At 37.4% G+C, this 14090-nt stretch carries 11 protein-coding genes; 4 read left to right on the forward strand and 7 right to left on the reverse strand.

What is annotated here, in order from left to right; genetic code table 11:
• Positions 1-122: 122 nt before the first annotated feature.
• A complete protein-coding gene (locus CZ382_RS11430) occupies positions 123-1841 on the forward strand; it encodes an IS1634 family transposase (protein WP_088050135.1) in 1719 nt (572 codons plus the stop codon).
• Positions 1842-2741: 900 nt separating this feature from the next.
• Positions 2742-4076, forward strand: coding sequence for an NAD(P)/FAD-dependent oxidoreductase (locus tag CZ382_RS11435; RefSeq protein ID WP_088051366.1), 1335 nt, complete (start codon positions 2742-2744; stop codon positions 4074-4076).
• A 716-nt stretch (positions 4077-4792) separates the two neighbouring features.
• On the opposite strand, the gene CZ382_RS11440 is transcribed toward CZ382_RS11435, so the two are convergent.
• From CZ382_RS11440 to CZ382_RS11455, 4 genes are all read right to left on the reverse strand, one after another.
• Positions 4793-5350, reverse strand: coding sequence for an isochorismatase family protein (locus tag CZ382_RS11440; RefSeq protein ID WP_088051367.1), 558 nt, complete (start codon positions 5348-5350; stop codon positions 4793-4795).
• 381 nt (positions 5351-5731) lie between these two features.
• Positions 5732-6205 carry a GNAT family N-acetyltransferase gene (locus CZ382_RS11445; protein ID WP_088051368.1) on the reverse strand — a complete coding sequence of 158 codons (474 nt, stop codon included), beginning with the start codon at positions 6203-6205 and terminating at the stop codon, positions 5732-5734.
• A gap of 152 nt (positions 6206-6357) precedes the next feature.
• Complete coding sequence (gene def / locus CZ382_RS11450; RefSeq protein ID WP_088051369.1) at positions 6358-6933, reverse strand: peptide deformylase; 576 nt, start codon at positions 6931-6933, stop codon at positions 6358-6360.
• Positions 6926-7117 (reverse strand): helix-turn-helix transcriptional regulator, encoded by a 192-nt coding sequence (locus CZ382_RS11455; protein ID WP_088051370.1) that lies wholly within the window; start codon positions 7115-7117, stop codon positions 6926-6928. The genes def and CZ382_RS11455 overlap by 8 nt, the downstream gene beginning before the upstream one ends.
• Positions 7118-7800: 683 nt before the next feature.
• Between CZ382_RS11455 and CZ382_RS11460 the strand changes: the two genes are divergently transcribed.
• Complete coding sequence (locus tag CZ382_RS11460; protein WP_088051371.1) at positions 7801-8958, forward strand: bis-aminopropyl spermidine synthase family protein; 1158 nt, start codon at positions 7801-7803, stop codon at positions 8956-8958.
• Between the two features lie 14 nt (positions 8959-8972).
• Positions 8973-9332 carry an adenosylmethionine decarboxylase gene (gene speD / locus CZ382_RS11465; RefSeq protein WP_088051372.1) on the forward strand — a complete coding sequence of 120 codons (360 nt, stop codon included), beginning with the start codon at positions 8973-8975 and terminating at the stop codon, positions 9330-9332.
• A gap of 304 nt (positions 9333-9636) precedes the next feature.
• On the opposite strand, the gene CZ382_RS11470 is transcribed toward speD, so the two are convergent.
• From CZ382_RS11470 to CZ382_RS11480, 3 genes are all read right to left on the reverse strand, one after another.
• On the reverse strand, positions 9637-10353 hold the full coding sequence (locus CZ382_RS11470; protein WP_088051373.1) for an AAA family ATPase: 717 nt from the start codon (positions 10351-10353) through the stop codon (positions 9637-9639).
• A 462-nt stretch (positions 10354-10815) separates the two neighbouring features.
• Positions 10816-11757, reverse strand: coding sequence for a class A beta-lactamase (bla, locus tag CZ382_RS11475; RefSeq protein WP_088051374.1), 942 nt, complete (start codon positions 11755-11757; stop codon positions 10816-10818).
• Between the two features lie 150 nt (positions 11758-11907).
• Positions 11908-13920: a penicillin-binding transpeptidase domain-containing protein gene (locus tag CZ382_RS11480; protein WP_235000420.1), complete on the reverse strand. Its 2013-nt coding sequence runs from the start codon at positions 13918-13920 to the stop codon at positions 11908-11910.
• Positions 13921-14090: the final 170 nt, after the last annotated feature.

Below are 14090 nucleotides of genomic sequence, written 5' to 3' on the forward strand. Positions count from 1 at the left end.
ACTTCCAAAAAAACACTGTAAGCCTTGTGAGGGCTTATTTTTTTTGTCAAATTTTTAATTTTATTATTGAGTACTATTTAGTACTATGTTATATTAGACGTATCTAAAGTGGAGGGATAGTAATGCGCATTAAAAAGAGTGTGTCCAAGAATTCCGTTTCCTATTCCGTCATCGAAAATGTCCGTGATATCAACGGAAAATCAACGACAAAAGTTGTAGAAGCGCTTGGAAATGAAAAGGAGATCCGTGAAAAACATCCGGGTGTGGATCCGGAGGAATGGGCGCGGGCCTATGCAAAAAAATTAACGGAACAAAAGAAACAAAAAAGCGCGGTCATTATCGCAAAATATAATCCGCGAAAAATCGTTGAGCACAATCAGCGACGCTCGTTCAATGTTGGTTATTTGTTTTTACAATCCGTTTACTACCAACTGGGTTTACAGCACACGACAAGGACCATTCAGGAAAAATATCAGTTTCATTATGACCTCAATGAAATCCTGTCTAAATTAATTTATATGCGTGTGCTGCATCCTACGTCTAAAAAGAACTCGTTTGAACAAGCGCAATCCTTATTAGAAGGCATTCAATGCGAGCCCCACCAACTGTATCGCGCGTTAGATGTGCTGAAAAAGGAAACAGATTTTATTCAACAAACGGTTTATAAAAACAGCTTGAAATTGGTCAACCGTCACAAAAAAATTTTGTATTACGACTGTACCAATTTTTATTTCGAAATCGAACAGGAGGATGGGGATAAACAATTCGGAATATCAAAAGAAAATCGGCCAAATCCGATAGTTCAAATGGGGTTATTTATGGACGCCTCTGGTCTTCCCCTTGCCTTTTCTATTTTCAGAGGAAATGACAACGAACAAGGGTCTCTTAAGCCTTTAGAAAAAAGAATTTTAAAAGACTTTGAGCTATCCCAGTTTGTTGTCTGTACGGATGCAGGCCTATCTTCTGAAAAAAATCGGATATATAACACGTTAGGCAAGCGTGGATTCATTACTACACAATCCATCAAGAAATTAAAAAAACATCTGAAAGAATGGGCACTTGACCCTTCTGGGTGGCATGTAAGGCCAGGCGATAAAGCCATTCATCTTTCTGATGTTGATGACAGTTCCGAAAATCAAACAACTTATTTCAAAGAGCGTTGGATTAAAGAAGGAAATTTAGAACAACGGCTTCTTGTCACTTTTTCACCAAAATATAAAAATTATCAACAAACCATTCGGGAGAGACAAATCGAACGAGCTCTGAAAAAAGTGAAAAAACCATCTTCTCTTAAAAAGAAAAGACCCAATGATCCTGCGCGGTTTATTCAGGCCCAGTATACTACAGGAGACGGAGAGGTCGCTAAAAAGGCCCATTTCTCAATTGATGAGGGATCGATTCAAAAAGAAGCAAAGTATGACGGGTTTTATGGAGTGTGCACTAATCTGGAATCTGATCCACTGGAATTGATTCGTATTAATCAACAACGGTGGGAAATTGAAGAAAGTTTCCGCATCATGAAAAGTGAACTAAAATCAAGACCTGTGTATGTACGAAAAGAAGATCGGATCGAAGCCCATTTTCTTACTTGTTTTCTTGCCTTACTAACCTATCGTATAGTAGAGCAAAAATTAGAAGAGGCATTCACTTGTCCCGCAGTCATTCAAAAATTACGAAATATGGAGGTAATGGAAGTTTCCGGTGAAGGTTATGTTCCACTTTATGAGCGGGATGAATTAACGGATAAGTTGCATAAGGTGTTTGGGTTTCGAACAGACTATGAAATTGTTCCGATAAAGGACATGAAAAAAATTTTAAAACAATTGAAGAAGACAAAATAGTACTCAACTTTTGATAGTAAAAAAAACCTTCCAAAACCTTTCAATAACAAGGTTTCGGGAGGTTTTACCCTTCAAAAACTGTCAAAGACGAGATTATCCTATCACACCCTTTTTGTGAATGTAAATTTCTATGGTGAGGATACTGAGATGAATTGATGAGGCTGAAAATAGATATCTTATATGTATGTTAGCACACCTGATAAGCTGAAGCGAGGAAACCTTTTTTTAATTCCCTGATTTTTGAAACAGACCACATCGATTCATACTTTACATAAATTTACGTGGTCTATCAAAAATTAAATCTGTTGGTTTAAAATGAATCTGCTGCTTTTTACAATGTTTTTTTGAATTTTCACACCACAATCCAAATACCTTAATATTCATGATACTCAAAATACGACCTATCAGTACAGATCCTGCTTTCTAAACTTTTTATATGTAACCAATATCGAAAACAAAATTACAATGCAGCAAGCATAATGTAGAACAGGTTAAAAGAATTACTTACTTAGGCCGTAGTTGTCTATATATACGATACAAATAGATATACCATATGAAAGAATAACAGCTAAATAAATGGAACTCCCCTGTAGCGGAGACAGCCCTCCTACAACCCGGAAGCTCGTAATGCTTTGGTTACCTCCTTCCTAAAAGCCGAATGCCTCGGATATTTGTTTCGATATTTCTCTACAAAAACCAGCCCTTCCTGCTTATTCCCCCGATTAGCCATATTTATTTCTTGTCCGTCATAACTCCCACGTATTATTGCTGATCTAAATTAAAGAAGTTAATTACCCTAAACACTTTGAAATATTACTAATAATTTGCTATTTCAATAATCTGTAGGATCAAGTATACTTTAGTGAGTCATTGAACATGGAAAAGATAGGAGGAAACAGCATGTTGGATAGAGCAATCGTTATTGGTGGGAGTATTGCTGGGAAACTAGCTGCAAAGGCCTTGGCAACATCTTTTCGACAAGTTATTATCCTGGAGGCGGGGTCGGTTTGGGAAGAAAAAACACCGAGAAAAAGGGTGCCTCAAACATATCACCCACATGTTTTATTAAAGGGTGGAGAGAAAGCTATAGAAGAATTATTCCCGTATTTTCTGGATCAATTAATTGAGGATGGTGGGATTATTAATAATTTCACGAGAGACTTAAAATGGCATCATTTTGGATTTTGGAAGCATCGGTTCCAAGGAGAATTAGTTATGGTACAGCAAAGTCGCCCGTTGCTCGAATGGCATTTACAGCAACGCATCAATCAAATAACCACGATTGTTACCAAGTATGAAACAAAGGTTGAACAGTTATTACCAGATGATCAGCATGCTAAAATAAGCGGGGTAAAAGCACGTTCACTACAGACAGGAAAGGAAGAGGAATTAACTGCAGACTTGGTTGTTGATGCCAGTGGTTTTGGTTCAAGAAGTATTGATTGGCTAAAGTCCTTTGGTCAAGAGGTCAAGGAAGAGAAGGTGTGGATTAAGTTATTTTACGCAACCAGATATTTTCGTCACAAGGGAAAGGAGCAAGATAATCCAGAATGGTGTAATTTGCTAATATCACCGAGCTTTCCCATTAACCCATATGGTGCCTTTATTCAATCGGTTGAAGGTAATCGTTTTTCCGTTACTTTTAGTGGCTATGCAAATGAATTGCCACCAAAAACAGATACCGAATTTATCAACTATGCAAAAAAGTTACCTGTTTCAGACGTCGTGGATTTTCTAGATAAAGTCGAGCCGATTTCAGAGATTAATATACATAAAATCCCTTATCAAGTGCGGCGGCGATTTGATTTGGCAAGTATGCCAGACGGCTTTGTCGTTATTGGTGATGCCCATTGCCGTTTTGACCCAGTGTTCGGGCAGGGGATATCTGTAGCTGCAATGGAGGCTTTAGCGTTGCAGCGATTACTTAGCGCTGACGGTTACCATGAAAAAGGATTCAGCAAGACATTCCATAAAAGAATTTCTAAAATAATTGCAACGCCATGGGATATGGCTACCACTGAAGTATTGAGGCATCCTGAAATAAAAGGTGATAGAACAATGATCCTGCCCTTCAAACAGTGGTATAGCAGAAAGGTTTATGAGCTTTCAGCAGTTGAACCTGAAGTTTACATTCGTTTAGTGAAAGTCATGAACTTAATGCGTCCCTCTTTCCTTCTTTTCCATCCGAAAGTAGCAAATGCAATCTTGTTTAACAATACCAAAGCAATGAAATAAAAGGTACAACACGGTTTGGAGAAACATTAATACTGTCATAAAATAGGAGACCATAGACTCACCTTTTTTAACAGTCGCTGACTTTACTCATCAATTCAAAGCCAACCAACAATACTAAGCCGCTTTTTTCAATTGAAAAGGCGGCTAATCTTACTAGTGAAGAAAGTATAAATTTCAACCGTATTAATCCGTTACTAGGAAGTTCCATTTCCAGCTCTGCTCCCAGTGGTTAGTACCCAACACCCGCCTCTGCTCGATGAGCTAACACACTAAAAGAGGTCATGCTGACGGTGTCTATTGCGTTCAGGTTTTAGCAACTTCCTTAAAACCGGGCGCCTACAATTTTCTTAAAATGTATGATCGATCAGCAACTTCATTGTTCCTTACAATTACATCAAAATGCCATTGAAGGGCCATCACATCACCCCCAGTCAAACATCGGTAGGATACCAGGAAAGTATTACGCATTTTGATTAGTTCACCCAACTCATCTCGAGAAACTGCTCAACAGTAAATTGCAATAGGTACTGTTATGGCATAGAGAGTCATTTTTCCATTGTTAATTCTGTTTGTGACTAATTCCAAGCTGAGAAGATAATCAGTTATATAGTGTGTAACCTACACATTATCGGTTTGCCACGCACAAAAATTCACGATCTTCTATATTCCAACGAGGGCGAGCTCTCTTAAGTGATTAGTTTCCAAAAAGTGAAAACTCACCGGTAACTATCATGAATTGGTTCAAACAAATCTTCTTGAGCAGTCCGAACAACAGAAAAATGGTCAACATTGTAATGGCCATGTAGTATTTCATTATGATGACTTATTATCTTTTCGGCTGATAGAGTTGAAGAATCTGTTGTCGAATGACCATCTCCAACTAAAGTAACATCAAAATGATTCACCGTTGCCGTTCTAACTGCTGTATCAATACAGTGTTCTGTTTGGCATCCCATAATAACAAGATGTTCGACCTCGTTTTCCTTTAAAAAATCCATTAATGCTGTACCGTAAAACGAATTTGTAGCAGCTTTATCAAATATTTTGGCTGTAGTTGGGACGTTTACTTTTTTGTGTATTTGAAATCCCGGACCTTTACCATCAGCAACATCTTTATCCCTCATAAAGACGATTAAAGCATGTGATTTTAATGCTTTATTAATTACAGCATTAACATGATCTAGCAACACTTCTTTATTAAACACACTTTTCTCTTCCTTGTTACCGTCAACTAATTCCTGTTGAACATCAATAATAAGTAAAGCTTGTTTCAATCGAGCAACTCCTTTTCAACTTAATTTATATCCTGATCACCAAACCTGTCTTAATTATCTTATTCATAATATCGCCCCCTTTACCTTTTAAATATATTTCGCCATAAAAACTTGAATTCCTCTTTTTCATCCTCATCTACAAACAACTCAAAGCTCTATCAAAAGTGAATTGTTGGTGTTTCCTTTTGTGATTAAAAAGATTGTATGATGTAATTGGAAAATCAAAAAAGCAGGTAATGTTTTAAAGTACAGGACTTTACATCATTTAAAAAAGCCAGTAACTTAAGAACAAACATGAAAAGAAGCCCTTCCGTCCAGCTTCTTTTCATGTTAGACCTAATTCATTTTCTAGTACAGCCAAAGACTATCCCTCAATTGTAATTAGTCTAATTTTTTAGTAAACAAGACCCTATCATGATTTGGTCCATCATAATCAGCAACCACCGAAATTCCGCCAACTTCTTTATCACCTTTTTCAATTTCAAATCCCATTTTAATGTGATAAGCAATTGAAACCTTATTAACTGGCGAGGTAACTGCTCGAACAATATTTCTGCCGTTTTCTTTAACAGCATTAAAAAATTGATGATAAAGTTTCTTTCCTATATGGTGTTTTCGATACTCCGGATGAACCCCTACAAAATGGATATATCCTTCATAAGAATGTGATTGAGATACAAAGCCAATTAAAAAGCCCACTATTTTACCATCTTTTTCGGCAATAAAACTCGTATTATTGAAATGAACAAAGAATAGCTTAGGTAACATATCTGCCATTTGCCTGCCAGCCCACCACTCGTTAACCAAGGGTGATATAATAGTAAAGTCTGAACTTTCCACCAAACGAAATTCCACTAAAACACTCCTCGTTTATAATGTGAAAATAGATAGTACATTAATTGCTTTTCTCCCCTGTTTGCATATACATCTTCCTAAAAGGCTAAAGGGAATCTGAATTAGGAATTTCTTTTTGTTGTTTAAAAGTATTCGTAACTGATGTATGCATTTCAGTATAAACTTTTAATGTTTTCAGGTAGTTTAAAAGGGTTTTGTTTATTAATACGGTCATAAAACATAATCCCGTTTAGATGGTCTATTTCATGTTGGATCACAATGGAGGGATATCCGCTAAGTTTTAATAATAGCTCTTCTCCCAATAAATTAAATCCTTTCACCTTAATCCGCTCATATCTTGGAACAAACCCTTTTATATCACGATCAACAGAGAGGCAGCCTTCGCTTTGTGGTAAATAAATCATGGATACGGAATGGCTGATTATTTTCGGATTAATAAGTGTATATTCATGTTCTCTGCCCTTTTCATCCGTTAAATATGCTGCAAACATTCGCTTATTCAAACCAATCTGATTTGCTGATAACCCTACGCCAGCACGTAATTTATACTTGTTTGCCAGATTGGGATCTTGACTATTTTTCAAGAAGTTCATCATGCAAATTAATGTTTCTTTATCCTCTTCAGAAGGCGGTACCGTTACTTCTTGTGTTGCTTGATGCAGAATTTGGTTCCCATCCCTGACAATATCCTTCATCGTGATCATATACTTCGAATTAAATTTACTCATAAATAAACAATTCATCTACCTTTACGTTTAATATTTTTGATAATTTGAATGCTAGTTGCAATGTAGGGTCATATTTATCATTCTCTATACAATTTATCGTTTGTCTAACTACCCCACAATCCCTGGCGAGTTTCTCCTGGGTAATCCCCAGTTTCTTCCGTATTGCTTTAATTTTATTTTTCAATTTCATCACCTATGTCAAAAGTATTGGATATTTTTATTTTAGCAGTCTCACCCAACATGTCAATAACTTTAGACATTTTTGTTTCTCAACAAATTTCTAATGCTGATTGGTATATAAGGGGATAGAAGGACAATATTGGTTATAGGGAGTTTATATTATCTGGCGCCTGTTCCCGGAAAAGTTATATAAAAAAAGTTCCAGATCTGTTTCTTGATCAATATATTTGTAAGAGCCGGCTTGACACATACAAAGGTTACTAGCATTTGACGGCATCCATGTTTTTTGTTAAATTGGAAATAAGTTTAAGTGCGAGGAGAATTTTAATGAATCAGTTGGTTCTTAACTAATTTATCAATTGGATAATTGAAATAGGATATATTTTAAAATCGTCCATATAAGACGTTTATTTAGTTATGCCCATTTCAATCGGTTAAGAACATGATTCATAGCTATAATCATATAATTTTGCATAGAGCCGTTGATTTAACATCAATGGCATAGTCTATGCTCTATTTGAGATGCACGGCGTGAATAATTGTTCACGCCGTTTTTTTTATGTTCTATAAGTGTTAGGTCGTTCTCTTTGCAGCATCAAAGAAGAGCTTGCAACTATAAAAATGAAGATTAAAACGATCCATAAGCAAAAATTTCTATTTAACTATTTAAAGAAAAGGTGTATATAGATGATTGACGAAATAGCAAAAAGCGTAAAACTGGAAGAAGGATACATCACAGTTGAGCATTTATTATTAATGTGCTACTTTCACCCAGGAATTTCAACCAAAAAACTGGCACAAAAATTAGCACTACCAAAACCTGTTGTTGCAGCTATTAAAAATGAATTTATTAAAGTAAATGTACTCGAACAAAAGAGAGGAGTATTTGTAACGAACAAAGGGATTAGACTAATTGAAGCAGAATTTGGATATAAAAATGTCGACAAACACTTATATTTACAGATAGTCCGAACAAAACCTGAAGAATTCATAGAGAATAAAGGGATGATGATTTTAGATGAATTAACGAAAATTCACAAAAATGCACCGCAAATTGAATCCCAATTTGATCAATCAAAATGCACACCAAAAACAAGTTTAAAAAGGGCACTATTATCAGTAAAAAACTATTCTTTAGTAGGAAAAAAAGTGTTATGCTTAGGTGATGATGACCTCGTAAGTATTGCATTAGCTATGCTCTTAACAAGGTTATTTCCATACAGTGATCATCACCAAACAGAAATACATGTGATCGACATTGACGAGCGTTTCTTGTCATTCATCAGTGCTGTTGCAAAAGGTAAGTCTTTACCAATCATTTGCCATCATGTCGATTTGAGAAGGAAAATCCCGAATCGCCTGGCGGGAGTGTATGACACCGTGTATACAGATCCCCCTTATACCAATAGAGGAATGTCGTTATTTTTATCTTCCTCAATAGAATGCTTAAAGAAAGAGAAGGGACTTATAATCTACTTGTCCTTTGCGCAAAAGTCAGCAGATCTATCCTTACATCTACAAAAGGAATGGCTGTTAATGGGATTGGCTGTCATGAAAATTTCTCCTGGTTTTAATGATTACATTGGTGCACAAATGATTGGTAATCAAAGTCAAATGATCATTCTGAAAACGACGTCATTAACAAAACCGCTGAATAATTATGAGCAGCCAATTTATACAGGAGAAATAAAACAGACAATACGTTCTTATAAATGCCTTCATTGTCATGAAGTGATCTCTGTAGGTACAAATACACGCTATCGTTCAATTGAATATTTGAAAGATAAAGGTTGCCCAGTATGTAATCAAAATAAGTTTCACTTAATCAAGAAAGAAAGGGTATAGGAGGAGCGATTGGAATGGATACACTTGGTCATCATATCGTATCTGACTTATGGGGATGTAATGTCCGTAAACTAATCAATAAAACTTATCTGGAAAATGAACTTGTCTCTGCAGCAGAAAAATCTGGAGCAACGGTATGCGGCGTTTTCTTTCATGAATTCTCACCTCAAGGGATTAGCGGAGTTGTCATCCTGGCTGAGTCTCATTTAAGTGTGCACAGTTTTCCCGAACACGGATATGCTAGCATTGATATATATACATGTGGAAGGCATGTTCAGCCAGAGTTGGCAATACAGTACTTGTATTCTTCTTTGGAAGCAAAATATAATAACTGTAGAGAACTAGTAAGGGGCATAAAACCTGAAAACGTATAATTTATAAAGTAATACAAACATCCACTAGGAGTTTACTCAACAGATAAAAGCGTAGAAAGGGCTGATTTTTTCAGCTCTTTTTACGTTCTATCCACCTTTTGATATTGAATGTCGTGAATTGCGGACCCGTTTTTTCCGTCATAAAGGACAACGATGACAATTTTACCCCAAAGTAAATACTCTAAATTAATTATTTCTAATAGCCACCTAGTTTTAGAGAAATTATTCATAACTTCAAATAATCATAGCGGGATTTGGCACTATATAATGCATAACATCACATCCCAAAAGGATGGTCTTTTAATTAGTCACTTAAAATTTCCCGCAAAAACTTTTCTCTATTTTGTAAATAATAACTCGTTATTTGATAGTGGTCGGTCATCTCGTAATCTATCTCTTTAATTGTATCATTATCAAAACTAAAGATAGTAGCATTTGGATACCCTAAAAGAATTGGCGAATGTGTAGCAATAATAAATTGACTATCACCTGATAACACTAAGTCATGCAAGATTTTTAAAAACGTAAGCTGTCGTTGTGGCGATAACGCAGCCTCTGGTTCATCCAACAAATAGATGGCTTTGCCATTGAACCGGTTTAAAAAGAGAGAAAGAAAGGACTCCCCATGTGATTGTTGATGCAAAGAGCGCCCGCCATAAGCGTCATGGGCTCCTACTGCATCAATATGAGAAGCAAAATGATAAAAAGACTCCGCCCGAAGAAAGAAACCGTTCGTCACTTTAGGAAGCCATGAAAGCCTTATATATTCGCCAAGTGCTGATTCAGTTGCATGTACACCATAATAGTTATTCCGTCCTCCACCAGCTGTATTAAATTCGCATTTATCCGCAATTGCTTCTAACAGTGTGGATTTACCTGTACCATTTTCACCAACAAAAAATGTCACGTTGTTTTGTGTCAAATCTAGCTGATAAAGGTTTTTGATGGAAGGAATAGAAAAAGGGTATTCATTAAAAGATGGAATAAGTTCATGCTGAAGTTCAACCCTCTTTAAAAACATGTTATCACCTGCGATTTCCTTTTTTATTTTAAAAGCATTGATTTCCCGTAATACCTGCGATCGGTGTTATCTCCACTTTACCATAAATCGCGATTTTTTTATTAAAGGTTTAGACGCTCGTCCATCAATCAAAGACCCTATTTCCTGATCATGATCTATATTTTACGCGACAGGGATACTACCCCTACTCTTCCCCCGTCCTGTTTTCAAAAATACCATACAAAAATAAGTGTGTTATTTCCTTGTGACGTTCCACATCCATGTTCTCTCTTATTTCCGGGTTTCCTACCCCTAAATTTCACACATTAGTCTTTAAATACTCTCTTTCATTTCGACATAAAAAACACCCCTTCAGATGATCATATGCGAAGGGGTCAAACTGAACTGCTTTATTTTAATTCTGTCCTAAAATCGGAATGGGATTACATGTTTTTTGGAGCTTTTAAAAATTAAATTAATACTTTACCCTTCCTGCTTATCATTTACTTTAAGAATATTGATTGCTTCCTTTGCTGCCTGCGCAATAAGCTTGTCATCATAATCAGCATCCTTTTTATCGCGACTAGAAAGTACAGCAAGGACAATAGGATCTCCTTTTGGCGGCCAAATGATAGCAATGTCATTTCGCGTTCCATATGATGCCGATCCAGACTTATCGCCAACTTCCCAGCCCTTTGGTACTCCCGCACGAATTAATGTATCTCCAGTGGTGCTTCTCTTTAGCCAATCTGTTAAAATCGAGCGTTTCTCTGCTGGGAGTGCGTCCCCGATCGTAAAAGCCTGAAGACTGGCAGCAAGCGCTTTTGGTGTGCTAGTATCCCGGGTTTCGCCAGGCTCTACTTCGTTTAACTCTGGCTCAAATCGCTCCGGATTAGTAACATTATCACCAATCTCCCTAAGTGATTGTTCAAGTCCACTTGGGCCGCCAAGTTGCTCAAGTATCAGATTCTCCGCAGTATTGTCAGAATATCGGAGAGCAGCATCGCACAGCTCTTTAAGCGTCATTCCCGTATCAACATGCTTCTCGGTAATTGGATTATAATTGACAAGATCATCATGGGTGTACGTAATTCTTTGGTTAAGATCCGCTATTGATTTTTGTCGTAACAGTGCTCCAACAGCTAAAGCTTTATGCGTAGATGCATATGCAAAACGCTCATCTGATCGATATGTTACGGTTTGATTTGTGCCAGTGTCCAGGGCAAAGACGCCAAGTCTAGCATCAAATTTATCCTCGAGTTTAGCAAAAACATCTGTATTTACGGTTTCTTGATTTTTTTCTCCAAGTTGAGCAGGGTCGGTGTTATCCTCTGAACAACCCGTAAGCATGACACCCGAGAGAAGGAATACAGGTACGGCTTTTTTTAATCTAACCTTACTAAAAATCGCGTTCCATAAACTCATTTAAAATCCAACCTCTTTCTAAAAATTTTACTATATCTACTGATCACTAACTTTTGATAGTTAGTTCCTTCATCCTTTCCACAATGGTGTATGGATTTGCATAACTTATCTTAGCTGCTCTTATCCCATAACTCTTATATAATGAAATAGCTACTGTAATGATTTAAAAACGTCCCTTGCTTTCGGAACGACGTAACCGCTGCCACCAAGCTCTTTCACATCTTCGATCATCATTGCCAGCAGTAATTCATTATCTTCTGTGTCGAAGCCGATAAACCAGCCATTTTCCGTACCTTTTTTGTCATCTTTATTTTTTTTGATTTCGGCTGTACCAGACTTGCCTGCAATAGTCATGCCGGGAATATAAGCACCATGAGCCGTACCATTCGGATCCTCAACAACCTGGATTAAATCTCCCTTGATTAATTCAGCGGTTTTCGGTTCAATTAGATTTTCCTTCCAAACAGTTCGTTCTCCTTCATCTTTCAACAGATAAGGCGATAACAGATCACCTTCGTTCACAAAAGGCGTGTAAGCTAATGCAAGATGAAGGGCGCTCATCATGACTTCTCCCTGGCCATAGGCAGAGTCAGCAAGCTGTGCTTCACTATTTATCCCGTCATTTGAAAGTTTGGAAGGCTCAATAGAAAATGGAATGGGAAGTTCTTCTTCAAAGCCGAATGCTTTTGCTTCGGTTAAAAAGGTGTCTTTCCCCATTTCAAGTGCTTCTTGAGCAAAATAAATGTTGTCCGAATAAACAAACGCATCACGTAAATTGACGGAAGTTTTGTCATGGACGCGTGTAACATAGTAATCACCCCATGACTTATCTTTTGTCCAGCGGAGCCCCTCAATATGTCTGACTTTCTCCGGGTCCGTTACGCCTGACTTTAATCCTACAGCTGCTGTAATCGTCTTAAACACCGAACCCGGCGCATAACGATTGGTAAAACGATTTAAAAAAGGTTCTTCGGGATTGTCGCTCCATTCCTTCCATTGTTCGTCGGAAAGCCCTCTAATGAAAGCATTTGGGTCATATGATGGCGAACTGATTAACGACAAAACCGCTCCTGTTTTTGGATCTATAGCTGCAGCAGTCCCAGCGTCTCCTTTCAATTGATCATATATTTCCTGCTGAAGATTGGCATCAATCGTTAACTGAATGTCTTCTCCTGAAACAGGATCGGCTTTTGCCAACGTTTCCTTAAAGCTTCCATCTGATTTCTTAATATAAATATGACCCCCGTTTTTCCCTCTTAACTTTTCCTCAAAAATCTTCTCCAGTCCCGTTTTTCCAATGATGTCCCCTGCGGCATATCCTTTCTCTTGCAATTCGGCAAGCTGTTCTGCAGTGACTTCACGTACATAACCCGTTAAGTGGGCTGTCGAAGCTCCAAAAGGATAAGTGCGAACAATTTTTCCTTGAGCTGCCACCCCGGGAATTTCAAAATAAGGTTGAAGATTTTCTTCGTCTGGTGGCAATGTTGCAAGCGGAACAAATGAATTAGGTTTTACCCATGAAGCATTTAACTTTTGGTTTATTTCATCAGTTGTTATTCCCAATAAATCAGATAACTTTTCTTTAGAATCTGCAGTTTCATCGCCAAGTTTTTCTGGTACGATTCCAATCACGTTAGCTTTAGCATTAATCGCAAGCCCGCTTCCGTTTCTGTCGCTGATTTCTCCCCTCGCTGCCTCTAATGTTTCTACTGCCACTTTTTCCCCTTTTTCCAGAGAAGGAAAAATGAGCGCTGGTTTCCATTCCACGAACCAGTTCCGGTCAGATTCATTTTTTTCCTTAACTAAAGTCGCGTGATAGGTAAATTCAATAGGGCCAGCCACCGTTTCCATTTTCACATGGTATTTGAAGGTAACAGAATCGCCTTTCGTTTCCTCTTCGTTTTTGCTGTCAACTATTCCATCTATCTGTAAGTTTTTAGCCTCAATTCCTTTGTAGATATCGTTATAACGCTCCACAAATTCCTTTTTCCTGATTTCCTTTTTAGATTGCTGAGACAGATTCTGATACATTTTTTCAAAATTCATGTCCTCCCAATTGGCAAGATATGCTTTCAAAGCATCCCCCGGTTCTTCCTTATCTGAGCAACCTGCTATAACAGCAAGAAATGCAACCACGATGATGCCTATCCAAAATCGTTTCAATCTTTCCACCCCCTTTACAAACGTTCTAAATACTATATGTAACATCCAATACGCACTACTTACATTTGTAAGCGAAACATTTCCTAATGTTCACTCGACTCTCTGCAATAGGTGGGCTCATGATCTACAGCAATTATTTGTTTTGCACAAAGTTTTTTTAAAGCGTTGGA

Source organism: Virgibacillus dakarensis, from assembly GCF_900155625.1.
In the GTDB taxonomy this organism is placed as follows: Bacteria; Bacillota; Bacilli; order Bacillales; family Amphibacillaceae; genus Lentibacillus_C; species Lentibacillus_C populi.

What these genes read in the sequence shown, in the direction of transcription:
- bla (WP_088051374.1), bottom strand. Translation starts at nt 11,757, where the DNA reads ATGAGTTTATGGAACGCGATTTTTAGTAAGGTTAGATTAAAAAAAGCC.
- CZ382_RS11435 (WP_088051366.1), top strand. Translation starts at nt 2,742, where the DNA reads ATGTTGGATAGAGCAATCGTTATTGGTGGGAGTATTGCTGGGAAACTA.
- CZ382_RS11460 (WP_088051371.1), top strand. Translation starts at nt 7,801, where the DNA reads ATGATTGACGAAATAGCAAAAAGCGTAAAACTGGAAGAAGGATACATC.
- CZ382_RS11430 (WP_088050135.1), top strand. Translation starts at nt 123, where the DNA reads ATGCGCATTAAAAAGAGTGTGTCCAAGAATTCCGTTTCCTATTCCGTC.
- def (WP_088051369.1), bottom strand. Translation starts at nt 6,933, where the DNA reads ATGAGTAAATTTAATTCGAAGTATATGATCACGATGAAGGATATTGTC.
- speD (WP_088051372.1), top strand. Translation starts at nt 8,973, where the DNA reads ATGGATACACTTGGTCATCATATCGTATCTGACTTATGGGGATGTAAT.
- CZ382_RS11470 (WP_088051373.1), bottom strand. Translation starts at nt 10,353, where the DNA reads ATGTTTTTAAAGAGGGTTGAACTTCAGCATGAACTTATTCCATCTTTT.